The organism is Promicromonospora sp. NPDC050262 (genome assembly GCF_040655935.1).
GTDB lineage: Bacteria > Actinomycetota > Actinomycetes > Actinomycetales > Cellulomonadaceae > Promicromonospora.
On record NZ_JBFAKX010000009.1, the window covers coordinates 118,429 to 142,254 of the forward strand.

The following is a 23,826-nucleotide window of genomic DNA, read 5'->3' on the forward strand; positions in this document are numbered from 1 at the left end:
TTTCAGCCGGCCAGACGACGCTGAGCGTCAGCAAGGCGCGACAGGACGGTGGAGTCGACGACGTCCGCGCCGACCTGGATGCGCATGCCCCCGACGACCGTGGGGTCCACGGTGACGTTCAGCTGGACGGGCTTGCCGTACGAGCGCTCGAGGATGGCGCCGAGGCGCTCCTCCTGCTCGCGCGTCAGCATCGTCGCGCTCGTCACGGCGGCGACGAGACGCTTGCGGCGTTCCGCCGCGACCTCGCCGAACCAGCCGATCGTCTGCACGAAGCGACGGCCACGCGGCGACGACGTCGCGCGCTGCGCCAGGCGCTGGGTCACGGTGTCGACCTTGCCACCGACCAGTGCGTCCACGAGCGCCACACGGCGCTCCGGAGCGGTCGAGGCGTCCGAGAGGACCTGCTTGGCCTCTCGCTGGCCGACCAGTGCCCGGGTGACCCGGAACAGCTCGTCCTCGACCGCCTCCAGCACGCCGCGCGCCTCGGCGGAAGCCAGCACGGCGTCCACGCCGAGACGCTCGACGGCGTCGGCCAGGTCTGCGTCGCTCGCCCAGCGCGACCGGACGAGCCCGGACACCAGGTCGACCACGCGCTCGTCGAAACCGCCCAGCAGGTCGGCCACCAGGCCGGCCTTGGCCTCGCCCTCGCGGGAGGGGTCGGCGAGCGAGCGGCGCAGCGCGGCGGAGTCGTCGAGCGCCGACACCAGGGTGAGCAGCTGCTCACCCAGCGTCAGCGCGTCCGCACCCGCGGCACGCAGCACCGGCTCGAAGCGCTCCTGCGCCGCCGTCAGCGATGCCCCGCTCGATCCCCGCATCACGCCTCCTTGTTGCTTGCCACGGTCTGGCTCGCCTCGAGCTCGTCGAGGAACCGGTCGACCACGCGCGACTGCCGGGCCGAGTCCTCGAGGGACTCGCCGACGATCTTCGACGCGAGCTCGGTCGCCAGCGCGCCGACCTCGGTGCGCAGCGACACCGACGCGGCCTGCCGCTCGGCCTCGATCTGACGGTGCGCCGTCTCGGTGACGCGCTCCGCCTCCTCGCTCGCCTTGGCCTTGAGGTCCTTGATGATCGCGGTGCCCTCGGCACGCGCCTCCTCGCGGACCTGCGCCGCCTCGGCACGGGCCTCGGCCAGCAGCTCCTGCTGCTGGGCCAGCGCCTCGTCGGCCGCCTTCTGCGCGGCCTCGGCCTTCTCGATGCCACCCTCGATGAGGGAGGCACGCTCGTCCAGCACCTTGTTCATGGGCGGCAGGATGAACTTGTAGAACGCCACGGCGATGATCACCAGGACGACTGCCGACCAGAGCAGGTCGTAGCCGGCGGGCAGGAACAGCTCGATGCCCTGCGGCTCTTCCGTCTGCGCCGCTAGCATGGCGGCGCTCGAGTGCGCCGCCATCAGACGAACAGGAAGCCGGCGACGAGCCCGAGGAGCGCGAGCACCTCGACGAACGCGACACCCAGGAACATGGTGGCGCGGAGCTGGCCGGCGACCTCGGGCTGGCGGGCCATGCCCTCGATGGTCTTGCCGATCAGGATGCCGAGGCCGATACCCGGGCCCGTCGCGGCCAGGCCGTAGCCGATCGCGTTCAGGTTGCCAGAGACCTCGGCGAGAGTGGTGACGTCCACTTGCGTCTTCCTTCCGTTGGGCGCCGGACCGGTGTTGGTCCGGCGTCGCGTGGTGTGCGAAGGCGCTGGTGCGCCCGTCGCGGGTTTCCAGGTGAAGCTATGCAGCGTCGCCCGGAGGAGCGAGCACCGTCAGTGCTCCTCCTCCAGCGACATGTTGATGTAGACCGCGGCCAGCAGGGCGAAGATGTACGCCTGCAGGAACGCGACCAGCAGCTCGAAGAGCGTCATGAAGATGCCGGCCGGCAGCGTCAGCGCGCCGAAGACCATCAGCCCGCTGCCCGCAGAGTCGATCAGGAAGAACTGCGTGGCGGCGAAGCAGAGCACGAGCATGATGTGGCCGGCGACCATGTTGGCCACCAGTCGGACCATCAGCGAGCCCGGCCGGATGATCAGGATCTGCAGCAGCTCGATCGGCGTCAGGATGAAGTAGATCGGCCACGGGACCCCGGGCGGGAAGAGGTTCGCCCGCAGGTAGCCGCCCAGACCGTGCTTGCGGATGCCGACGGCCCAGTAGGTGACGAAGACCCACAGAGCCAGCAGGAGCGGCACGCCGATGCGCGAGGTGGCGGCGAGGTTCAGGCCCGGGATGATGCCGGTGAGGTTGAACGCCAGGATCGTGACGAAGATCGTGGTGAGCATGGGCAGGAAACGCTTCGCGTTGTCCTTGCCCAGGATCTCCTCGCCGATCTGCACCCGGACGAAGTCCAGGATGTACTCGACACCGGCCTGGAAGCGGCCCGGCACGACCTTCGCCCGGCGCGCGGCGATCAGGAAGACCGACAGCAGCACGATGGTGGCGATGATCCGGATGATCCAGAGCCGGTCGATCTGGAAGATGGTGCCTTCGAAGAGGATGCCCGACGGGAAGAAGTCGGCGATCGACGGCGTGTGGAAGCCGCCCTCACCCTCGTGGCCTTCAGTGGCGGCGAGGATTACGGACGTCGCATACGTGGACAGGAGGACTCCCAGGTGGTCATTCGGCCCCGCGCGCGTTCCCGCTGTGTGGCGGAACGGGCGCGCCGTCGGGCCTGGCCGTCATGGATTCGTCGTAAGCCTAACCTATGTCCCATGCGGTTCTGGCCGTAGAACCGCATGACACGGCCCCTTGTGACTTATTGCGCAACCCCGCGTCAGGTCGTGGGCCGCTCATGGGGTCCGGTCAGGGCTTGGTGTCGGGCTGGGTCTCGGGCTCGACGTAGGGAAGGCGCCCGTTCCGGACCGCGCGGTAGTCGAGCAGCGCGGACCCGACGGCGCCCAGCAGCAGCACGACGAACAGGACGACCCGGTCGTAGAAGTCGAACTGCGTGATGATCACCAGGACGACGATCAGCACCACCATCTTGGCGAGCCAGCTGCCCATCACCACGGCGCCCATGGCGGCCGGCCCCTTGCCGACGGTGTAGAGCATGGACCACACCGTCGTGGCGCAGAAGAACGCGGCGAGCGCCGCACCGATCAGGGCGCCCCAGAGCCCGGGCAGGCCCGCGACCAGGAGCCCGACCAGCGACCCCAGGACGGCGAGGCCCCCCACGAGGATCAGGCAGTCGCGCAGGGCCGCACGCAGCACCGCCTGCTCGGCGGCGCCGCGGGGGGCGTCGGGGGCATCCGGTGCTTGCTCGGTCATTCGACGGTCTCCTTGGTCTTGACGGTGGTCTTCGCGGCGACACCCTCCGTGGCGCTCTGCGGCACGGCGGCGGCCGGGGTCAGCCCGGCCCCGACGGCGGCGGGCACCTTGGGGGTCTGCCCCGACAGCGCTACGTCGTCGTCCAGGAACCGGCCGCGGTTGCGCAGCGGGCCCAGCGTGGCCAGCAGCGCGAGCACCACGAACACCGTGGTCCAGATCAGCACGATCTCCCAGTCCCACTGGACGAGGGCCGCGGCGCTGAAGGCGAACACGGCGGTCCACACGTAGAGGATCACGACGGCACGGCGGTGCGAGTGGCCGAGGGCCAGCATGCGGTGGTGCAGGTGCATGCGGTCGGGTGCCATGGGCGACTTGCCGGCGGCCAGCCGCCGGATCACCGCGAGCCCCATGTCCAGCAGCGGCAGCATGAGCACCGCCACCGGCAGGAGCAGCGGGATGAACGCGGGCAGGGCCTGCGAGCCGGTCATCACGTCGGGCGTGACGTTGCCGGTCACCGTGATCGCCGCGCCGGCCATGACGAGGCCGATCAGCATGGACCCGGCGTCGCCCATGAAGATGCTTGCCGGGTGGAAGTTGTAGGGCAGGAAGCCCACGCAGACGCCCACGAGCACCGCCATCATGAGCGACGCCAGGGAGGAGTAGTCCTCCGGCGTCGCCTGCTGGGTGAGCCCGTAGGTGTAGAGGAAGAAGGCGGCCCCGCCGATCGCGACGATGCCGGCGGCCAGGCCGTCGAGGCCGTCCACGAAGTTCACGGCGTTCATCGCGACCACGACGGCCAGGACCGTCACCACGAGCGACATGCGGGACGACGGGATGGTCGTGCCGGCGATCGGCAGCGTGATGAGCTGGACGCCCTGCAGGACCATGAACCCCGCGGCGAGCACCTGCCCGGCGAGCTTGGTGACCCAGTCGAGGTCCCACTTGTCGTCCGCCCAGCCCAGCGCGCACACGATCGCGGCGCCGCCCACGATGCCCCACGCCTGGCGGTCCTCGAAGACCCCGGACAGGAACGGCATCTGCGAGGCCAGCATGACCGAGACGACGATGCCGATCAGCATCGCGAGCCCGCCGAGCCGGGGCGTGGGCACCGAGTGCACGTCGCGGGCCCGCACGGCGGAGATGGCCGAGGTCTTGAGCGCGACCCAGCGCGCGAAGGGCGTGGTCAGGAACGTGACCGCCGCGGCCACGAGCATCAGGAGCAGGTACACCCTCACTCGTCGTCCTCCGCGGCGGGGGCCGGGGGCGCGATCGGGTCGTCCTCCGGCGACACCGCAGGGCCTTCGACGTCCGCGATCTTGCGCAGCTCGGCCAGCGACACGGCGCCCTCGCGGACGACCCGCAGCACGGGTCCGGTCGCGTCCACGATCGTGGAGGCGACGCCGCCGGGCGCCTCTCCCCCGTCGAGGTAGACGGCGACCGACGCGCCGAGCTGGGACACGGCGTCCGCCACGTCCTGCGCCGCGGGGCTGCCGGACTTGTTCGCGCTGGAGACGGCCAGCGGCCCGGTGCGCTTCAGGAGGGCGAGCGCGGCGGGGTGGTCCGGCATGCGCAGGGCGACGGTGCCGCCCGTGTCGCCGAGGTCCCACTGCAGCGACGGCTGCGCGTGCAGGATGACGGTGAACCCGCCGGGCCAGAAGGCCTCGACGAGCTTGCGGGCCTCGTCGGGCACGTCGGTGGCGAGGCCGTCGAGCGTCGCGACGTCGCCCACGAGGACCGGCGGCGGCATCTGCCGGCCGCGGCCCTTGGCCGCGAGCAGGGCCGCCACCGCGACCTCGTCGAACGCGTCGGCCGCGATGCCGTACACGGTGTCGGTGGGCAGGACCACGAGGCCGCCGCGGGAGATCGCATTCACTGCCTCGTCGATCGCGGGGCCCCAGGACTGCGGGTCGGTGGCGTCGAGCACGGGCTGCACAGGCACACTCACGCGGACCAGTCTTTCACGATCCGGACGCCAGACGATCCAGGCGGCGAGCGACCACCATGCGGGGCCGGCCGGTGAGGTCCTTGCGCGTCTCCGGTTCCCCGAACACGGGCCTGCCCTCGGGGTCCCGCGCGGCCGCGACCATCGCCCGCGCCGCCTCCGCCTGGACCTCCGCGTGCTCCATGACGTACAGCCCGCCGGACCGCAGCAGGCGAGCGGCGGCGTCCGTGATGCCGCGCGGCACCTCCAGCCCGTCCGGTCCCAGCCCGTACAGCGCGACGGCCGGGTCGTGCTCGGCGACCTCCGGGTCCACGGGCACGGCGTCGGACGGCACGTACGGCGGGTTCGAGACGACGACGTCGGCCGTCCCGTCGACCCCGTACAGGGCCGTGCGGGCGTCGCCCTTGACGAGCCGGACGATCCGCTCGGGGGCCGACTCGGGATCCGCCCCCGCGGCGGGGTCCAGGCCCGCGGCGACGGCGCTCAGGGCGTCCACGTTGCGCGCCGCCCACGCGTGGGCGTCCTTGTCCAGCTCGACGGCGTGCACGCGCGAGCCGGGCACCTCGGTGGCCACCGCCAGCGCGATGGCCCCGGACCCGGTGCACAGGTCGACGACGACGGCGCCGCCCCGCTCGCCCACGACCTTGGCGGCCTCGTCGATCGCCACCTGGGCGACCTCCTCCGTCTCGGGCCGCGGCACGAACACCCCCGGACCGACGGCCAGCTCCAGGTGCCGGAACGGCGCGACGCCGGTCAGGTGCTGCAGGGGCTCGCGGGCGGCCCGCCGGGCGACCAGACGGGCGAACGCGGCGGCCGCGTCGTCGGGCACCTCGCGGCCGAGCACCGTCAGCCGCACCAGCTCGGCCCGGTCCACCCCGAGCGCGTACGCCAGCAGCGCCTCGGCGTCGGCCTGGGGCGACCCGACCCCGGCCTCGGCCAGCTCCTCATGGGCCCACTTCAACAGCTGCGCGCTCACCGCGCTCCTCCGATCACGGCAAAAGCCTGCCCGACGGCGCCGGAAGCCGCCAGACCCGCGGCGTCCGGACCGGGCGTGCGGCGCCCGGACGCCGGGACGGCCCCAGACGCCGCGTCACACACCGGAGGCCTCGGCGAGCCGGGCGGCCTCGTCGGCGTCGATCGCGGACCGGACCACGGGGCCCAGGTCGCCGTCGAGCACCTGGTCGAGGTTGTAGGCCTTGTAGCCCGTGCGGTGGTCGGCGATCCGGTTCTCGGGGAAGTTGTACGTGCGGATCCGCTCGGACCGGTCCACGGTGCGCACCTGCGAGCGGCGCAGCTCGGCGGACTCGGCGGCCGCGGCCTCCTGCTGCGCGGCGAGCAGCCGGGCCCGCAGCACGCGCATGGCCTGCTCGCGGTTCTGCAGCTGCGACTTCTCGTTCTGCATCGAGACGACGATGCCCGTGGGCACGTGCGTGATGCGCACGGCGGAGTCCGTGGTGTTCACCGACTGCCCGCCCGGGCCGGAGGACCGGTAGACGTCGATGCGCAGGTCGTTCTGGTCGATCTCGAGCTCCCCCGGGTCGTCGACCTCGGGGAACACGAGCACGCCCGCCGCCGACGTGTGGATGCGGCCCTGCGACTCGGTCACGGGGACGCGCTGCACGCGGTGCACCCCGCCCTCGTACTTGAGACTGTGCCAGACGCCGTCCTCGGGGCCCTGGACGCTCCTGGCCTTGACGGCCACCTGCACGTCCTTGTAACCGCCCAGGTCGGACGCCGTGGCCTCCAAGAGCTGCGTGGACCAGCCGCGCTGCTCGGCGTACCGCAGGTACATGCGCAGCAGGTCGCCCGCGAACAGCGCGGACTCCTCCCCGCCCTCGCCGGCCTTGATCTCGAGGATCACGTCGCGGCCGTCGTCGGGGTCGCGCGGCACCAGGACCCGGCGCAGCTTCTCCTCGGCGGTCGTCTCGGCCGCCCGGAGAGCGGGCAGCTCCTCGGCGAACGAGGCGTCCTCGGCCGCGAGCTCGGCGGCGGCCTCGGCGTCGTCGTGCGCCTGCTCCCACGCCTTGTAGGCGCCGACCACCTGGTTGAGCTCCGCGTACCGGCGGCCCAGCGTGCGGGCGCGACCGGGGTCGGCGTGCACGGCGGGGTCCGCCAGCGCCGTCTCGATCTCGGCGTGCTCGCTGAGCAGCGGTCCGACGGCGGCGAACGCTTCGGTCACGATCTCTCCTCTGGACGGCGGCGTTGAGTGCTGGGTATTCGCCCTTTTCAGAGCCTCAGGAGGGCGAATATCCCGCACTCAGCGGAAAGGGTTGGGTCTGGGCAAAGCAACAGCGCCGGTGGTCCGGCGTCCGACTGCCCCTGGAGAGGTTGTCGGACCGGACCACCGGCGCTGCGGAGTCGCTACTTGTCGGCGGCCTTCTTGCCGTAGCGCGCCTGGAACCGGGCCACGCGGCCACCGGTGTCCATGATCTTCTGCTTGCCCGTGTAGAACGGGTGGCAGGCGCTGCAGACGTCGGCGCTGATCTTGCCGGACGTCTCGGTGCTACGCGTCGTGAAGGTGTTGCCGCAGGTGCAGGTGACCTGGGTGACGACGTACTCGGGGTGGATTCCAGCCCTCATGTTGCTCCTTGGTGAGATGCCACTGGGTCGCCCTGCAGAACCGCGAGGACGTGAACCAGCGAGCCAGCCAGTAATTGTGCCACTACCTCGCCCGGATCGGCGAGGCGGTGGGCTGTGACGTGGGTCAGACGGTGCTTGTCGCCGTCTGAGCCTGCGGTTCCACTACGGGCGAGTCCCTCGTGCCTCGGGCCTCACCCTGCGCGTCACCTCCGGCTCAGACCGGTGCTTGTCGCCGTCCGAGCCTGCGGTTCCACTACGGGCGGGCGCCTCGTACCTCGGCTCCCACCCTGCGCGTCACCTCCGGCTCAGACGGTCTCGCCGACGTTGTCGTCCTCCGTGAGACCACCCGGCGTCGTCTTCTGCACGTGCAGCAGGAACTCGACGTTCGTCTTGGTCTTCTTGAGCTGACCGAGCAGCAGCTCGGCGGCCTGCGTCTGGTCGAGCGCGCCCATGACGCGGCGCAGCTTGTAGACGATCGCGAGCTCGTCCTTCGACATGAGGATCTCCTCGCGCCGGGTGCTCGAACCGTTGACGTCGATCGCCGGGAAGATGCGCTTCTCGGCCAGGGACCGCGACAGGCGCAGCTCCATGTTGCCGGTGCCCTTGAACTCCTCGAAGATCACCTCGTCCATCTTCGAGCCGGTCTCGACCAGGGCGGTCGCGAGGATGGTCAGCGAGCCGCCGTCCTCGATGTTGCGGGCGGCGCCGAAGAACTTCTTGGGCGGGTAGAGCGCGGCGGCGTCCACACCACCGGACAGGATGCGGCCCGACGCCGGGGCGGCCAGGTTGTAGGCGCGCGACAGGCGGGTGATGCCGTCGAGCAGCACCACGACGTCCTGGCCCAGCTCCACGAGGCGCTTGGCCCGCTCGATGGCGAGCTCGGCGACCAGCGTGTGGTCGGAGGCGTGCCGGTCGAAGGTCGAGGAGATGACCTCGCCCTTGACCGAGCGCTCGAAGTCGGTGACCTCCTCCGGACGCTCGTCGACCAGCACGACCATGAGGTGGACCTCAGGGTTGTTGGCGGTGATCGCATTGGCGATCTGCTGCATCATCAGCGTCTTGCCGGCCTTGGGCGGCGCGACGATGAGGCCGCGCTGGCCCTTGCCGATCGGCGCGACGATGTCGATGACGCGCGGCGTCAGCTTGGTCGCCTCGGGGTTCTCCAGGCGCAGGCGCTCCTGCGGGTACAGCGGCGTCAGCTTGGTGAACTCGGGGCGCTCCCGCGCCTCCTCCGGCGTCATGCCGTTCACCGTGTCCAGGCGCACCAGGGCGTTGAACTTGTTGACCTTGGCGTTGCGGCCGGTCGGCTGCTGCGGCGGCTCCTCGCCCTCGCGCGGCTGGCGCACGGCGCCGACGACGGCGTCGCCGCGGCGCAGGCCGGCCTTCTTGACCTGGTTCAGCGACACGTAGACGTCGTTGTTGCCGGGCAGGTAGCCCGAGGTCCGCACGAACGCGTAGTTGTCGAGGATGTCGAGGATGCCGGCCACGGGCAGCAGCACGTCATCCTCGCGCACCTCGACGTTCTCGAGACCTGCGACGTCCGGACCCTGGCGGCCGCGGCCGCGCTTGCGGTCCCGGCCCCGGTCACGGCCGCGGCGGCGACGCGAGTTGCGGTCGTCGTCGAGGTCGCCGGCGGTGCCCCGGTCGGCGGCGCGGTCCGCGCCGCGGTCGGCGGCACGCTCCGCGGTCCGGGTGGTGCCCCGCTCGGACCGGTCGGCGGTGCGGTCGCCGGCGCGCTCGGCGCCGGCACGCGAGGTGCGGCCGTTGGCGGACTGGCCGTTGCGGGCTTTGTCCTCGGCGGACTTGTCGGCGGTGCCGTCGGCGGCACCCTGTCCGGCGCCGCGACGGCGTCCGTTCTGCTCCCGCGGCGCCGCGACGGCGTCGGCCAGCTGGGCGAGACGGGCGGCCTTGTCGGCTTCCGTGCTCGCGGCGGCGCGCACACCCGAGGTGGTGACCTCGGCGGCGGCGACCGGCGCCTCGCTACGGGCAGGCTTGTCGATGGTGGGCTGCTCCGGGGTCGAAGCGGCACGGGCCGGGCGCTTCGTCGCGCCACCCGTCTTCTCGCGGATCGAGTCCACGAGGTCGCTCTTGCGCATCCTGGAGGTGCCCTTCACGCCCAGGTCTCCGGCGAGTGCCTGGAGCTCGGCGAGGCGCATGCTGCTCAGTGCTCCGGTGCCGGCCGCACGGCCGGTGGCTGACTGAGCGTTATCGGTGGTGTCTGTCACGAAGGACCCTTCCCCCTCGAACTGCGGCTGGTCGCCTGATCGCGGGCCGCGGGATAGTGGGCGCCCGGCGCCGAACGGCCGGAACGCGGAAAACCTCGCATCAGTGGTACGACGAAGACGGCTGACGGGGGCGTTGTCTGCCTTCTCGCGAGATGCGGTGGCCGTAGATCACGGCCTGCTACGGGCACGGCTGAGCGGCTGAGACTGTCGCTTGGTAGGCGGTGGGGAACCGATGTTGAATCCGTGTTCCCGCCACCATGGCTCAGGAGTGCTATCCCGAAGGTTCACTGCATACTACCACCCCGTACTGCTGGTGATCCTGGTCCGGCATGACTTCTCTTTGCCCCCGACGAGCCGGACGATAGCGCACCCGTGTTACCGGTAATCCTCCGGGCACGTGCACCCGTCAGATCGATCCCCGGGCTCAGCCGGCTCCAGCCCGCGGTCTCGTCCACGAGGTCCCGCAGGACGGCGTCACGCGCGGCGCGGTGCCCGGGTCCGGCGAGCACCAGGACGGTGGGCCCGGCGCCCGAGACGGTGGCCGGGACGCCCTCCGCACGCAGGGCCCGCAGCAGCTCGTTGGAGGCGCCCAGGACACCCGCCCGGTACGACTGGTGCAGCCGGTCCTCCGTGGCGTCGAACAGGAGCTCCGGACGCCGGGCCAGGGCCTCGACGAGGAGCGCCGCCCGGCCCGCCGTGAAGGCGGCGTCGCCGTGCGAGACCCGCGCGGGCAGGGCCGCCCGGGCGCGGGCGGTCGCGAGCCGCACGTCGGGCACCAGCACGGTGGCCTCGATCGCCGGGTCGATGTCGAGCCCGACCGCGCGCGGGCCGTCGGCGGTGGTCCACGCGACGGTGGCGCCGCCCTGGATCGCGGGCGCGGCGTTGTCGGGGTGCCCCTCGAACTCGGTGGCCAGGCCCAGCACGGTGGCGGCGTCGATGGCCCGCGGGTCGGCCAGCAGGGCGCGCGCGGCGACGATCCCGGCGACGACGGCGGCCGACGACGAGCCGAGGCCCCGGCCGTGCGGGATCACGTTGTGGCACGTCATGTGGATGCCGGTGGGCACGGCACCCGCGAGGTCCATCGTGCGCCGCAGCGCACGCACCACCAGGTGGTCCTCCCCCAGGGGGACCTCCCCGGCGCCCTCGCCCTCGACCTCCACGACCACGTCGGAGCTCGCCACCAGGCGCACCTCGACCTCGTCGTACAGGGCGAGCGCGAGGCCCAGGGAGTCGAAGCCGGGCCCGAGGTTCGCACTCGTCGCGGGCACCCGGACCCGCACGTGGTCGGCGCCGAGCTGCATCAGAGCGACAGCGCGTCGGCGATCGAGACGACGTCGGCGGAGACCCGTACGGGCTCGACCTCGCCACCGTCGGGCGTGCGCAGCGCCCAGCCCGGGTCCTTGAGCCCGTGGCCGGTCACCGTGATGGTGATGCGCGCACCCGCGGGTACGAGTCCGCGCTCGTGCCGGGCCAGCAGGCCCGCGACGCCGGCGGCCGACGCCGGCTCGACGAACACGCCGACCTCGGCCGACAGGATCCGGTGCGCCGCGAGGATCTGCTCGTCCGTGACGGCCTCGATGACGCCGCCCGAGGTGTCCCTGGCCTGTTCGGCCAGCTCCCACGAGGCGGGGTTGCCGATGCGGATGGCGGTGGCGATCGTGTCCGGGTCGTCGATCGGGTGGCCCTTGACGATCGGGGCGGCGCCCGCGGCCTGGAAGCCCCACATGGCCGGGGTGCGGCTCGCGACGCCCGCCTCGGCGTACTCGGTGAAGCCCTTCCAGTAGGCCGTGATGTTCCCGGCGTTGCCGACCGGCAGCAGGTGGATGTCCGGGGCGTCGCCCAGGGCGTCCACGATCTCGAAGGCGGCGGTCTTCTGGCCCTCGATCCGGTCCGGGTTCACCGAGTTCACGAGCTCGACGGGGTGGGTGTCGGCGAGCTTGCGGGCCGCCACGAGGCAGTCGTCGAAGTTGCCGTCGACCTGCAGCAGCCGGGCGCCGTGCGCGACGGCCTGGCTCAGCTTGCCCATGGCGATCTTGCCCTCCGGCACGAGCACCGCGCAGACCATGCCGGCGCGCGTCGCGTACGCCGCGGCCGACGCCGACGTGTTGCCCGTCGACGCGCACACGACGGCGCGGGCGCCGCGACCGGCGGCCGCGGAGATCGCGGCCGTCATGCCGCGGTCCTTGAACGAGCCGGTCGGGTTCATGCCCTCGACCTTCACGTAGACCTCGGCGCCCGTGCGCTCGGACAGCGCCGGGGCAGGCACCAGGGGCGTGCCGCCCTCGCCCAGCGTCACGATCTTCTGCTGGAGGTGGGCGGGCAGCCGGTCCGCGTACTCGGCGATCACGCCGCGCCAGAGGCGCGAGGCGGGCGCGGGGCCCGGGCCGGCGGAGGGGAGGTTCGGTTCAGCGGGCAGTACGGGCACGGTTCAGCCTTCGACTCTCAGGACGGACGTGATCTCACGGACCGGTTCGAGCGTGCGCACGGCCGCGATGGTGGCGGCCAGCGACGCCTCACGGGCGGCGTGGGTGGTCAGCAGCAGCTCGGCGGTGCCCTCGGAGGGCCCGGTCTGGCGCACGGTGTCGATGGAGACGCCGTGGTCGCCCACGACGCCCGCGACCTGGGCGAGGACGCCCGGGAGGTCGGCGACGAGCAGGCGGACCTGGTAGCGCGTCACGGCGGCGTCCGGCGGGAGCAGCGGGCGGGCCGCGTACGTGGACTCCTGCGGACCCTTGCCGCCGAGCACGCGGTGGCGCGCCGCCGAGACGACGTCGCCCAGCACCGCGGACGCCGTCGGCCGGCCGCCGGCGCCCTGGCCGTAGAACATGAGCGGGCCGGCGGCGTCGGCCTCGACGAAGACCGCGTTGAACGCGCCCTTCACGCCGGCCAGCGGGTGCTCCAGCGGCACGAGCGCCGGGTGCACGCGCACCGACACGCCCTCGCCGGTCTGCTCGGCGATGGCCAGCAGCTTGACGGTGTGCCCGGTGCGGGCGGCCCACGCGACGTCGTCGGACGTGACGCCCGTGATGCCCTCGCGGGCCACGTCGTCCGCGGAGACGCGGGTGTGGAAGGCGAGGCTGGCCAGGATGGCGGCCTTGGCCGCGGCGTCGTACCCCTCGACGTCGGCCGTGGGGTCCGCCTCGGCGTAGCCGAGCTCCTGCGCCTGCTTGACCGCCTGGTCGAGGTCGAGGCCGCTGGTGGCCATCTGGTCCAGCACGTAGTTGGTGGTGCCGTTGACGATGCCCAGGACCCGGCGCACGTGGTCGCCCGCGAGGGACTCCCGCACGGGCCGCACGATCGGGATGGCGCCCGCCACGGCGGCCTCGTAGTAGATGTCGACGCCCGCGGAGTCGGCCGCCTTGTAGAGCGTGGGGCCGTCCGCGGCCAGCAGCGCCTTGTTGGCGGTGACGACGGCGGCGCCGCCCTCGATCGCGCGCAGCAGCAGGGCCCGCGCGGGCTCGGTGCCGCCCATCACCTCGACGACGATGTCCGCGCCGTCCACCAGCGACCCGGCGTCCTCGGTGAGGAGCTCGGACGGGATGGCGGCGTCGCGGGGGCGGCTCGCGTCACGCACCGCGATGCCGGCGAGCTCCAGCGGGGCGCCCGCGCGGGCGGCGAGATCGGTGCCCTGCTCCAGCAGCATCCGGGCCACCTCGGTGCCCACGACGCCACAGCCCAGCAGTGCGACACGCAGCCCGCGGGCGGGCTCGGGGACAGGCACAGCGATCCTGCTTTCGTGTTCGGGGGACGGTCCGCTCCCGGTGCGGTTCCGCACGGGTCGGGACGTTGCGACCAGAGTAACCGGAGCGTCCGACATGCGGGCGTCCTGTCTCACGACGGCGGTCGTCGCAGCGGCGGCAGGTCCAACGGAACCGCCGAGGCAGTCACCAGGTGACTGCCTCGGCGGAGGGGCCGGCGGAACGGGTCGGACGGGGCCCGTCAGGCCTCGTTGATCCCGTGGCAGACCTTGTACTTCTTGCCCGAGCCGCACGGGCACTGCGCGTTGCGCGGCGTGCCCGGGAACGTACGGCCGTCGCTCGTGGCGGCCGTCGCCTCGCCGTGCAGGGACGCCCGGCGGCGCGCGCCGTCCGACGACTGCATGAACGCCGAGCCCGAGCCGTCCTCGCTCGGGGCCGAGTACGTCAGCGGCTGCTGCCGGTTCGGGGTGTCCAGACCCTTCGCGAGCAGGATCGGCTCGGTCGCGGCGCCCGCCGCGCGGCGCTGCCGCGGTGCGGGCGGCTGGGCCGGCTGTCCCTGCTGCGGGGCGGAGGCGGGCTGGACCACCGGGATCTGCGTGGTGGGCGGAGCGTCCGGCTGACCCGTGCCCAGGCGGCCGCGCGGCGGGACCGGGCCGGCGGCGGGCAGCTCGGAGCCGCCGTCCGCCACCTGCTCGGCACCCGGCTGCTGCACCGTGACCTCGAGGTTGAACAGGAACCCGACCGACTCCTCCTTGATGGCGTCGGTCATCGCCTGGAAGAGCTGGAAGCCCTCGCGCTGGTACTCGACCAGCGGGTCGCGCTGCGCCATGGCGCGCAGCCCGATGCCCTCCTTGAGGTAGTCCATCTCGTAGAGGTGCTCACGCCACTTGCGGTCCAGCACGGAGAGCACCACGCGGCGCTCGAGCTGGCGCATGGCCGGGGCCGAGAGCTCGTCCTCGCGCGCCTGGTAGGCCACCCGCGCGTCGGACAGGATCTCCTCGAGCAGCATGTCGCCGTCGAGCCGGTCGATCCCGCCGGCCTCCTCGGCGACCTCCTCCGGCGTCAGGGACACCGGGTAGACGGCCTTGAGCGCCGTCCACAGCGCGTCCAGGTCCCACTGCTCGGGCGTGCCCTCGGCGGTCGCGTTGGTCACGTACTCCGTGATGGTGTCCGTGAGGAAGTGCTGCACCTGCTCGCGCAGGTCCTCGCCCTCCAGCACGCGCAGGCGCTCGGCGTAGATGACGGTGCGCTGGCGGGACAGGACGTCGTCGTACTTGAGGACGTTCTTGCGGATCTCGAAGTTGCGGGACTCCACCTGGCCCTGCGCGGACATGATGCCGCGCGTGACCATCTTGGACTCCAGCGGCATGTCGTCGGGGAACCCGGCGCGGTTCATCATCGACTCGGCGAGGCCGGAGTTGAACAGCCGCATCAGGTCGTCCTGCATCGACAGGTAGAACCGGGACTCCCCCGGGTCGCCCTGACGACCGGAACGACCGCGCAGCTGGTTGTCGATGCGGCGGGACTCGTGCCGCTCCGTGCCCAGCACGTACAGGCCGCCGGCGGCCTTGACCTCGTCGTGCTCGGCGGCGACGCGCGCCTTCGCCTTCTCCAGCGACTCCGGCCAGGCGGCCTCGTACTCCTCCGGCGTCTCGACCGGGTCGAGGCCCCGCTCCGAGAGCTCGGCCACCGCGAGGTACTCGGCGTTGCCGCCGAGCATGATGTCGGTACCGCGGCCGGCCATGTTGGTGGCGACCGTGACGGCGCCCTTGCGGCCCGCCATCGCGACGACCGCGGCCTCCCGCTCGTGCTCCTTCGCGTTGAGCACGTTGTGCGGCACGCCGGCCTTCTTCAGCTTGGCGCTCAGCAGCTCCGACTTCTCGACGCTGGTGGTACCCACCAGGACCGGCTGCCCGTAGGCGTGCCGCTCCACGATGTCCGAGACCACCGCGTTGAACTTGCCGTCCTCGTTCTTGTAGACGAGGTCGGGCTGGTCGAGGCGCTGCGGCGGGTTGTTCGTCGGAATCGGGACGACGCCGAGCTTGTAGGTGCCCTGGAACTCGGCGGCCTCGGTCTCGGCCGTACCGGTCATGCCCGAGAGCTTGCCGTACAGGCGGAAGTAGTTCTGGAGGGTGATCGTGGCGAGCGTCTGGTTCTCCGCCTTGATCTCCACCCCCTCCTTGGCCTCGATGGCCTGGTGCATGCCCTCGTTGTAGCGGCGGCCCGCGAGGATACGGCCCGTGTGCTCGTCGACGATCATGACCTCGCCGTTCAGCACGACGTAGTCCTTGTCGCGCTTGAACAGCTCCTTGGCCTTGATGGCGTTGTTCAGGAAGCCGATCAGCGGCGTGTTCAGCGACTCGTACAGGTTGTCGATGCCGAGGTAGTCCTCGATCTTCGCGATGCCCGGCTCGAGCACGCCGACGGTGCGCTTCTTCTCGTCGACCTCGTAGTCCACGGTCGGCACGAGCCGCAGCACGACCTTCGCGAACTCGGTGTACCAGCGGTTCGCGTCACCCGCCGCGGGCCCCGAGATGATCAGCGGGGTGCGCGCCTCGTCGATGAGGATGGAGTCCACCTCGTCGACGATCGCGAAGTTGTGCCCGCGCTGCACCAGGTCGTCCGTCGACCACGCCATGTTGTCGCGCAGGTAGTCGAAGCCGAACTCGTTGTTCGTGCCGTAGGTGATGTCCGCGGCGTACATCTCGCGGCGCTGGGCCGGCGTCTGCCCCGACAGGATGACGCCGGTGGTCATCCCCATGAACCGGAAGACGCGGCCCATCAGGTCACCCTGGTACTTGGCCAGGTAGTCGTTGGTGGTGATGACGTGCACGCCGTCGCCCGACAGCGCGTTGAGGTACGCGGCGGTCGTCGCCACCAGCGTCTTGCCCTCACCGGTGCGCATCTCGGCGATGTTGCCGAGGTGCAGCGCCGCACCACCCATGATCTGCACGTCGAAGTGCCGCTGGCCGAGCGTGCGCCGGGCAGCCTCCCGGATCGCCGCGAACGCCTCCGGCATGAGCTCGTCCAGGGTGGCACCGTGCTCGAGACGCTCCCGGAACCGGGCCGTCTCCTCCCGGAGCTCGGTGTCGCTGAGCTCGACGAAGCTGGGCTCCAAGCGATTGACCTGCTCAGCCACATTGTGCAGCTTCTTCAGGACACGTCCTTCGCCGATGCGAAGGACCTTGTCGAGGATGGACACGCGGGTTCTCCCAGGTCGTCGTCGAGTTTCGCCGTCGCCCATCGTAGGCCGTAAACCTGAGCGGGTGGCCCAGAGCCGACCTCGGACCGACGGGGTTCGCTCTCGGGGTAACGATCACGGGAAGCATGCGGTTCCTGAGCCCGTCATGGGTTTCCCGTGACGAACCGGAGACCGACACCGGATAGAGTGGTCACATCGCCCACCCGCCCGCGCTCGCGCGGCAAGCCGTCCAGTGCTCGACCCCGGGTTCGCACCCGGTACCCCTGGCACGACGTCCTGTCCACGAGCCCTGACAGGACGGAACGGACGTGCTTCCGGTACTCCTCGCTCACGGCGTCCTCGCGCTCGCCGCGCCTGCCCTCGTCGACCGCCTCGGTCGACGCGCCTTCTGGGTGCTCGCCCTCGGTCCCGCCGGGGCCGCCGCGTACGCCCTGTCCCAGACCGGCGCCGTCCTGGCCGGCAGCACGCCCACGGAGCACGTGCCGTGGATCCCCGCGCTGGGCCTGGCCGTCGACCTGCGGCTCGACTCGCTGTCCTGGTTCATGCTGCTGATCGTCGGCGCGGTCGGCACCCTCGTGCTCCTGTACTGCAGCGCCTACTTCGCGAAGGACGCGCGCGGCCTGGGCCGGTTCGGCGGGTTCCTCGTGGCGTTCGCGGGCTCGATGGCCGGCCTCGTCACGGCCGACGACATGCTCCTGCTGTTCGTGTTCTGGGAGCTCACCACGGTGTTCTCCTACCTCCTGATCGGCCACTACGCCGACCGCACGTCGTCGCGCCGGGCCGCCATGCAGGCCTTGATCGTGACGACCGCGGGCGGCCTCGCGATGCTCGTCGGCGTGGTGGTGCTCGGGGTCGCCGCCGGCACCTGGAGCGTGTCGGCCGTCGTCGCCGACCCGCCGGCCGGGCCCGCGGTGACCGTCGCCGTCGTCTGCCTGCTGGCCGGCGCGGCCACCAAGTCCGCGCTGGTGCCCACGCACTTCTGGCTGCCCGCCGCGATGGCCGCGCCCACGCCCGTGTCCGCCTACCTGCACGCGGCCGCCATGGTGAAGGCGGGCATCTACCTGGTGGCCCGGTTCGCGCCCGCGTTCTCGGATCTCACGGCCTGGCGCACGGTCGTGCTCGTGCTGGGCGGCACCACGCTCCTGCTGGGCGGGTACCGCGCGCTGCGCCAGCACGACCTCAAGCTGGTCCTCGCGTTCGGCACGGTCTCCCAGCTCGGCCTGCTCACCCTCCTGCTCGGCTACGGCACGCGCGCCACCGCGCTGGCGGGCCTCGCGCTGCTCGGCGCGCACGCCATGTTCAAGGCGTCGCTGTTCCTCGTGGTCGGCGTGGTGGACGCGGCGACGGGCACCCGCGACCTGCGCAAGCTCGCCGGCGTCGGACGGCGGCTGCCCGTCACCGCCCTGGCCGCCACGCTCGCGACCGCCTCGATGATCGGCCTGCCGCCGTTCGCCGGCTACGTCGCCAAGGAGGCGGCGCTGGTGGCCTGGGAGCACGACGGCGACGTGCTCGGCCGGGTCATGACCGTCCTGGTCGCCGTGGGCTCGGCCCTCACCGTCGCGTACGGGCTGCGGTTCCTCTGGGGCGCGTTCAAGCCGCGCCTGCCGGCCACGGCCGGGCTCCCGGAACGGGAGGTCGCGACCGCGCACGGCGCGCCGCCCGGCACCACGCCGACGACGACGCCCGCCGCCCTGCCCGACGCCGCACCCGGCACGATCCACCCGCAGCCGTTCTGGATGGTCGCGCCGCCGCTGGTCCTGGCGGTGCTCGGCCTCGTCGTGGCTCTCGTGCCCCAGGTGGGCCAGGAGCTGCTCGCCCCGTACGCCAACACCTACCCCGTCGGAGAGCCGGGGCACCTCGCCCTCTGGGAGGGGTTCACGCCCGCCCTCGCCATCACCGTCGCCGTGTTCCTGGCCGGTGGCCTCGCGTTCTGGCAGCGCGTGCGGATCGAGCGGCTGCAGGACTCGCTGTGGTCCCCCGACGGCGCCGACGTGCTCTACCGCCGCTTCATGCGCAAGCTCGACCGCCTGGCCAGCGACGTCACGGCCGGCACCCAGCGCGGGTCCTTGCCCTTCTACCTGGGCGTCATCCTCGTGACGCTCGCCGTGGGGCCCGGGCTCGCACTCGCCCTCGGCCTGGTGGGCGAGCCGAACGGCCTCCCGGTCGCGCAGGACGCCGCCGGGCGCGACGGCGTGCTCCACCTCGGCCCGTTCGCCCTGGTGCCGTGGGACCGGCCGGCACAGCTCGTCGTCGTGCTCGTCGTCGTGCTGGCCGCCGTGCTGACCGCGCGGGCCCGGCGCCGGCTCAAGGCGGTGATCCTGGCGGGCGTCGCCGGTTACGGCAACGCGGCCCTGTTCCTGCTGCACGGCGCGCCCGACCTGGCCCTGACCCAGGTGCTGTGCGAGACGCTGACCCTGGTGGTCATGGTGCTGGTGCTCCGCCGCCTGCCGCCGTACTTCTCCGACCGCCCGCTCGCGGCCAGCCGCTGGGTACGGCTCGCGATCGGCGTGGTCACCGGCCTGGTCGTCATGGCGTTCGTGGCCGCCGCCCCCCTGGTGCGGGTGCACATGCCGGTGTCCGTCGACTTCCCGGTCGAGGCCGAGACCTTCGGCGGCGGGCACAACATCGTCAACGTCACGCTCGTCGACATCCGCGCGTGGGACACCGTGGGCGAGATCTCGGTGCTCCTGGTGGCCGCCACCGGCGTCGCGTCGCTCGTCTTCCTGCGGCAGCGCAGCGGCGACGTGCTGCGCCTCGACCGGGCCGCCAACCCGCAGGTGGTCCAGCCCGGCGACGGTGCCAGTACTGGTGCCGGTGCCGGTGCCCAGCCGGCGCGCCGGGGCAGGTGGCTGCTCGCCGGGCCCACGCTCGACCCCGTGCAGCGGTCGATGCTGTTCGAGGTGCTCACCCGCGTGATCTTCCACCCCATGATCCTGTTCGCGCTGTTCCTGCTGTTCAGCGGGCACAACGCGCCGGGCGGCGGGTTCGCGGCGGGCCTCGTGGCCGGCCTGGCCCTGACCGTCCGGTACCTGGCGGGCGGCCGGTTCGAGCTGGGCGAGGCCGCCCCGGTGCACCCGGGCCTCGTGCTCGGCACCGGCCTGTTCCTCTCGGCGGGCGTGGGCCTCGTGGCGCTGCTCGCTGGGCAGGAGGCGCTCGAGAGCACGATCCTCGACCTGCACCTGCCCGTGCTGGGCCACGTCCACCTGGTCACCAGCCTGTTCTTCGACGTCGGAGTGTTCCTCGTGGTCATCGGCCTGGTCATCGACATCCTGCGCACCTTCGGCGCGGAGCTGGACCGGCAGGCGGAACCCTTCGCCTGGTCGATCGGCGAACGACGGCGCGTCGAGGTGCGCGCGGGAGGTGACCGCGCATGATCGTGCTCGACACCGTGCCCTCGGGGGCGCTGCTGCTGACCGTCGGCGTGCTGTTCGCCTCCGGCGTCTACCTGCTGCTGGAACGGTCGCTGACCCGGGTCCTGCTCGGCTTCGTGCTGATGGGCAACGGGGCCAACCTCGCGATCCTCGTGGCCGGCGGCCGCGCGGGGGCGCCGCCCATCACCGGCGCCACCTCGGAGCCGATGAGCGACCCGCTGGCCCAGGCCATGGTGCTGACGTCCATCGTCATCACGCTCGCCCTGGTGGCGTTCGTGCTGGCCATGGCCTACCGCTCCTGGCAGCTGCACGGGCACGACGAGGTGCAGGACGACGTGGAGGACACCCGCATCGCGCGGCTCGCCGTCGCGGACGCGCCGTCGTACGCCGACAGCGACGCCGAGGAGTCGGGGTCCACGCTGGACGAGGAGGCGGTGGCCGTGCGGGACGAGGTCGCGCTCCCGGACCCCGCGTCCGAGCCGGACGGCGTCGCCCGGCCCGGCACCGGTGCCCGTGGGGGTGACGGCGCATGAACCTGTGGAGCACGGCGACACTCGTCCCCCTGCCCGTGCTGGTGCCGCTGTTCGCCGCGGGCCTCGCCCTGGCGCTGCACCGGTACGAGCGGGCACAGCGGATCATCTCCGTGGTCGCCCTGTCGGTGGTGGTGGCCGCCGCCGCGGGCCTCGTGGTCGCCGCCAGGGAGGGGCCGGTCGTCATCGACGTCGGCGGGTGGGCCGCGCCCGTCGGGGTCAACCTCGTGGCCGACCCGCTCTCGGCCCTCATGCTGCTGGTCAGCGGCGTGGTGCTGCTGTGCGTCCTGCTCTACTCGATGGCGCAGGGCATCGCCGACGGCGCCGACCGGTCGGCGCCCGCCACCAAGGACACCAAGATCCTGCGCAAGGCCCTGGAGGGTCAGGACCCCGACGCCGACGAGGACGTGCGCCGCGACGTGCTGCCCGTGGCGATCTTCCACCCGACGTTCCTCATCCTCGCCGCGGGCGTGGCGGACGCCTTCCTCGCCGGCGACCTGTTCAACCTGTACGTCGGATTCGAGATCCTGCTCGCCGCCTCGTACGTGCTGCTCACGCTGGGCGGGACCGTCGAGCGCATCCGGGCGGGCAGCATCTACGTGGTGGTCGCGCTGCTCAGCTCGATCGTGTTCCTCGTCGCCGTCGGCCTGGTCTACGCGGCCACCGGCACCGTGAACATGGCCCAGCTCGCCGAGCGGCTGCCCGACATCGACCCCGGCGTGCGGCTCGGCATCCAAGGGCTGCTGCTGCTCGCGTTCGGCATCAAGGCGGCCATCTTCCCGCTGTCCGCCTGGCTCCCGGACTCGTACCCGACGGCCCCCGCGCCGGTCACCGCCGTGTTCGCGGGCCTGCTCACCAAGGTCGGCGTGTACGCGATCCTGCGCACCCAGACCCTGCTCTTCCCGCGGAACGAGGCCCTGGAGGCCGTGCTGCTCGTGCTGGCGCTCGCCACCATGATCGTCGGCATCCTGGGCGCGGTCGCGCAGGACGACGTGAAACGCCTCCTGTCGTTCACGCTCGTGAGCCACATCGGCTACATGATCTTCGGGGTCGCGCTCGCCACCCAGGCGAGCACCGCGGCGGCCATCTTCTACGTGGTGCACCACATCACCGTGCAGACGGCGCTGTTCCTGGTCGTGGGGCTCATCGAGCGCCGCACCGGGACCACGTCGCTGGACCGTCTGGGCGGCCTCGCCACCCTGGCGCCCGGGCTCGCGATCCTGTTCTTCGTGCCGGCGATGAACCTGGCGGGCATCCCGCCGCTGTCCGGGTTCCTGGGCAAGGTGGGCCTGCTGGAGGCCGGAGTGGTGGACGGCTCGGCGCTGGCCTGGGTGCTGGTGGTGGGCTCGGTGGTCACCTCGCTGCTGACGCTCTACGCGGTGGTCCGGGCCTGGAACAAGGCGTTCTGGCAGCCCTGCCCCGAGAAGCTGCCCGATCCGACGCCCCTGCCCTGGGGCATGGTGGGGCCGACGGCGGCGCTGGTCGCCGTCGGGGTGGGGCTCACCGTGGCGGCGGGCCCGCTGTACGACTACGCCGACCGCGCGGCCGAGTCCGTCATGGACGGGCACACCTACATCGAGGCCGTGTTCCCCGACGGCGCGCAGCGGGGCACCGGCGAGTCGAACAAGGTCACCGACGACACCGTGGAGGTGGAGCCGTGAACCACACCGACACCGCGCAGAGCCGTTGGCGCCGGCGGACGCGCCGGGTCGTGACCCTGTGGCCGACCATGGTGGTGGGCGCCGTGCTCTGGGTGCTCCTGTGGGGCGACCTGTCCTGGGCGAACGTGCTGTCCGGGGTGCTGCTCGGCGCGCTCGTGGCGCTGGCCTTCCCGCTGCCGCCCGTCGGCACGGCCACGACCCTGCGGGTCGGGCCGCTGCTCCACCTGCTCGGCCGGTTCGTCGGGGACCTGGTGCTCGCGTCGTTCCAGGTGGCGTGGACCGCGGTGGTCCCGCGCCGGACGGCCCGCGGCGGCCCGACCCCGCACGGCGCCCTGGTCTCGGTGCCGCTGCGCTCGGACTCCGACCTGTTCATCGCCACGACCGCCGGCCTGTCCTCCCTGGTCCCGGGCACGCTCGTGATCGATCTCGACCGGCCCAGCCGGACCCTGCGGCTGCACGTGCTCGACATCGCGGCGTCCGGTGGGCCCGAGGGCGTCCGGGACGCCACCCTCGACCTGGAGGCCCGCCTGCTGCGCGCCTTCGCGCCGAGCGCCGAGCTGGCCCGGGTCGGGCTGGCGCCGTACACCCTGCACAAGGAGGAACGCCGATGATGCTCGCCGTCGGGGTGGTAGCGACCACCCTGCTCGCCGTGGGCGCGCTGCTCGCGGTGGTCCGGATCGAGCGCGGGCCGACCATGCTGGACCGGACCGTGGCGTTCGACGTGCTCACCACCGCCCTCGTGGGCGCCATCGCGGTCGAGGCCGCGATCTCCCGCCGCACCGAGTCCGTGCCCATCCTCGTGGTGCTCTCGCTGGTGGGGTTCATCGGGTCGGTGACGATCGCGCGCTTCGCCGCCGTCGAGCCCCCCAAGAACGGCACGGCCGCGCAGCGGTCCGGGCCGCGGCCTAGCTCGGTCGGCCCGGGTCCGGGAAGTGGTGCGGTCGCCGGCTCGGAGTCCGAGCCGACGTCGGACGCCGGGACCACGAACGCCGGCGGGGAGGTGTCATGACCGTCGTGACCGACGTCGCCGCCGCCGTCTGCCTGCTGCTCGGCGCCTTCTTCTCGTTCTCCGCGGGGGTCGGCGTGATGCGGTTCGACAACCTGCTCTCGCGGATGCACGTCGTGGCCAAGCCGCAGGTCCTGGGTCTGCTGCTGCTCCTGGCGGGCGTCGCGCTCCGGCTGCAGGACAAGGGCTCCGCGACCATGCTCCTGCTCGTCGCCATCTTCCAGCTCATGACGTCCCCGGTGGCCGCCTACATGGTGGGCCGGGCCGGGCTGCGCACCCGCTGCGTGGACGCGACGCTCCTGGACACCGAGGACGACGCCTTCCCGGTGCGCTCCTCGACGCCTGGGGACCAGGCGTGAGGTCC

The 23,826-nt window shown here is 72.4% G+C and carries 21 protein-coding genes; 6 read left to right on the forward strand and 15 right to left on the reverse strand.

The window, feature by feature from the left end; translation table 11 throughout:
• Window positions 1–2 precede the first annotated feature (2 nt).
• From AB0I29_RS15435 to secA, 15 genes are all read right to left on the reverse strand, one after another.
• Entirely contained in the window at window positions 3–815 is an 813-nt protein-coding gene (locus AB0I29_RS15435) for a F0F1 ATP synthase subunit delta (RefSeq protein ID WP_285108330.1), read from the reverse strand.
• On the reverse strand, window positions 815–1,393 hold the full coding sequence (locus AB0I29_RS15440) for a F0F1 ATP synthase subunit B (RefSeq protein WP_285108329.1): 579 nt from the start codon (window positions 1,391–1,393) through the stop codon (window positions 815–817). The genes AB0I29_RS15435 and AB0I29_RS15440 overlap by 1 nt, the downstream gene beginning before the upstream one ends.
• Window positions 1,393–1,623 carry an ATP synthase F0 subunit C gene (locus AB0I29_RS15445; RefSeq protein ID WP_285108328.1) on the reverse strand — a complete coding sequence of 77 codons (231 nt, stop codon included), beginning with the start codon at window positions 1,621–1,623 and terminating at the stop codon, window positions 1,393–1,395. The genes AB0I29_RS15440 and AB0I29_RS15445 overlap by 1 nt, the downstream gene beginning before the upstream one ends.
• A gap of 129 nt (window positions 1,624–1,752) precedes the next feature.
• A complete protein-coding gene (gene atpB / locus AB0I29_RS15450; RefSeq protein WP_357483027.1) occupies window positions 1,753–2,592 on the reverse strand; it encodes a F0F1 ATP synthase subunit A in 840 nt (279 codons plus the stop codon).
• Window positions 2,593–2,782: 190 nt separating this feature from the next.
• On the reverse strand, window positions 2,783–3,247 hold the full coding sequence (locus tag AB0I29_RS15455) for a hypothetical protein (protein WP_285108326.1): 465 nt from the start codon (window positions 3,245–3,247) through the stop codon (window positions 2,783–2,785).
• Window positions 3,244–4,482, reverse strand: coding sequence for an MraY family glycosyltransferase (locus AB0I29_RS15460; RefSeq protein ID WP_285108325.1), 1,239 nt, complete (start codon window positions 4,480–4,482; stop codon window positions 3,244–3,246). Before AB0I29_RS15460 ends, AB0I29_RS15455 begins: the two co-directional genes overlap by 4 nt.
• Window positions 4,479–5,192 carry an L-threonylcarbamoyladenylate synthase gene (locus tag AB0I29_RS15465; RefSeq protein WP_285108323.1) on the reverse strand — a complete coding sequence of 238 codons (714 nt, stop codon included), beginning with the start codon at window positions 5,190–5,192 and terminating at the stop codon, window positions 4,479–4,481. Before AB0I29_RS15465 ends, AB0I29_RS15460 begins: the two co-directional genes overlap by 4 nt.
• A gap of 13 nt (window positions 5,193–5,205) precedes the next feature.
• Entirely contained in the window at window positions 5,206–6,165 is a 960-nt protein-coding gene (gene prmC, locus AB0I29_RS15470; protein WP_357482778.1) for a peptide chain release factor N(5)-glutamine methyltransferase, read from the reverse strand.
• 114 nt (window positions 6,166–6,279) lie between these two features.
• Complete coding sequence (gene prfA / locus AB0I29_RS15475; RefSeq protein ID WP_285108321.1) at window positions 6,280–7,368, reverse strand: peptide chain release factor 1; 1,089 nt, start codon at window positions 7,366–7,368, stop codon at window positions 6,280–6,282.
• A 182-nt stretch (window positions 7,369–7,550) separates the two neighbouring features.
• Window positions 7,551–7,769 carry a 50S ribosomal protein L31 gene (rpmE, locus tag AB0I29_RS15480; protein WP_119142620.1) on the reverse strand — a complete coding sequence of 73 codons (219 nt, stop codon included), beginning with the start codon at window positions 7,767–7,769 and terminating at the stop codon, window positions 7,551–7,553.
• 305 nt (window positions 7,770–8,074) lie between these two features.
• Window positions 8,075–9,994 carry a transcription termination factor Rho gene (gene rho / locus AB0I29_RS15485; RefSeq protein WP_357482783.1) on the reverse strand — a complete coding sequence of 640 codons (1,920 nt, stop codon included), beginning with the start codon at window positions 9,992–9,994 and terminating at the stop codon, window positions 8,075–8,077.
• Between the two features lie 284 nt (window positions 9,995–10,278).
• Window positions 10,279–11,295, reverse strand: a complete 1,017-nt coding sequence (thrB, locus tag AB0I29_RS15490) for a homoserine kinase (protein ID WP_357482786.1) — start codon at window positions 11,293–11,295, stop codon at window positions 10,279–10,281.
• Complete coding sequence (gene thrC, locus AB0I29_RS15495) at window positions 11,295–12,410, reverse strand: threonine synthase (protein ID WP_285108442.1); 1,116 nt, start codon at window positions 12,408–12,410, stop codon at window positions 11,295–11,297. The genes thrB and thrC overlap by 1 nt, the downstream gene beginning before the upstream one ends.
• Window positions 12,411–12,422: 12 nt before the next feature.
• Window positions 12,423–13,715, reverse strand: a complete 1,293-nt coding sequence (locus AB0I29_RS15500) for a homoserine dehydrogenase (protein WP_285108316.1) — start codon at window positions 13,713–13,715, stop codon at window positions 12,423–12,425.
• Window positions 13,716–13,933: 218 nt separating this feature from the next.
• A complete protein-coding gene (gene secA / locus AB0I29_RS15505; protein ID WP_285108314.1) occupies window positions 13,934–16,936 on the reverse strand; it encodes a preprotein translocase subunit SecA in 3,003 nt (1,000 codons plus the stop codon).
• A 266-nt stretch (window positions 16,937–17,202) separates the two neighbouring features.
• Here secA and AB0I29_RS15510 point away from each other — a divergent pair, with 266 nt between their 5' ends.
• From AB0I29_RS15510 to mnhG, 6 genes are read left to right on the forward strand one after another with little or no spacing between them, the layout of a single operon-like run.
• Window positions 17,203–20,268 (forward strand): Na+/H+ antiporter subunit A, encoded by a 3,066-nt coding sequence (locus AB0I29_RS15510; protein WP_357482791.1) that lies wholly within the window; start codon window positions 17,203–17,205, stop codon window positions 20,266–20,268.
• On the forward strand, window positions 20,265–20,798 hold the full coding sequence (locus AB0I29_RS15515; protein WP_285108310.1) for a Na(+)/H(+) antiporter subunit C: 534 nt from the start codon (window positions 20,265–20,267) through the stop codon (window positions 20,796–20,798). The genes AB0I29_RS15510 and AB0I29_RS15515 overlap by 4 nt, the downstream gene beginning before the upstream one ends.
• Window positions 20,795–22,456 (forward strand): Na+/H+ antiporter subunit D, encoded by a 1,662-nt coding sequence (locus AB0I29_RS15520; protein WP_357482795.1) that lies wholly within the window; start codon window positions 20,795–20,797, stop codon window positions 22,454–22,456. The genes AB0I29_RS15515 and AB0I29_RS15520 overlap by 4 nt, the downstream gene beginning before the upstream one ends.
• Window positions 22,453–23,067 (forward strand): Na+/H+ antiporter subunit E, encoded by a 615-nt coding sequence (locus tag AB0I29_RS15525; protein ID WP_357482798.1) that lies wholly within the window; start codon window positions 22,453–22,455, stop codon window positions 23,065–23,067. The genes AB0I29_RS15520 and AB0I29_RS15525 overlap by 4 nt, the downstream gene beginning before the upstream one ends.
• Window positions 23,064–23,465, forward strand: a complete 402-nt coding sequence (locus tag AB0I29_RS15530) for a monovalent cation/H+ antiporter complex subunit F (protein WP_350224615.1) — start codon at window positions 23,064–23,066, stop codon at window positions 23,463–23,465. The genes AB0I29_RS15525 and AB0I29_RS15530 overlap by 4 nt, the downstream gene beginning before the upstream one ends.
• Entirely contained in the window at window positions 23,462–23,821 is a 360-nt protein-coding gene (mnhG, locus tag AB0I29_RS15535; RefSeq protein WP_285108305.1) for a monovalent cation/H(+) antiporter subunit G, read from the forward strand. The genes AB0I29_RS15530 and mnhG overlap by 4 nt, the downstream gene beginning before the upstream one ends.
• Window positions 23,822–23,826 lie beyond the last annotated feature (5 nt).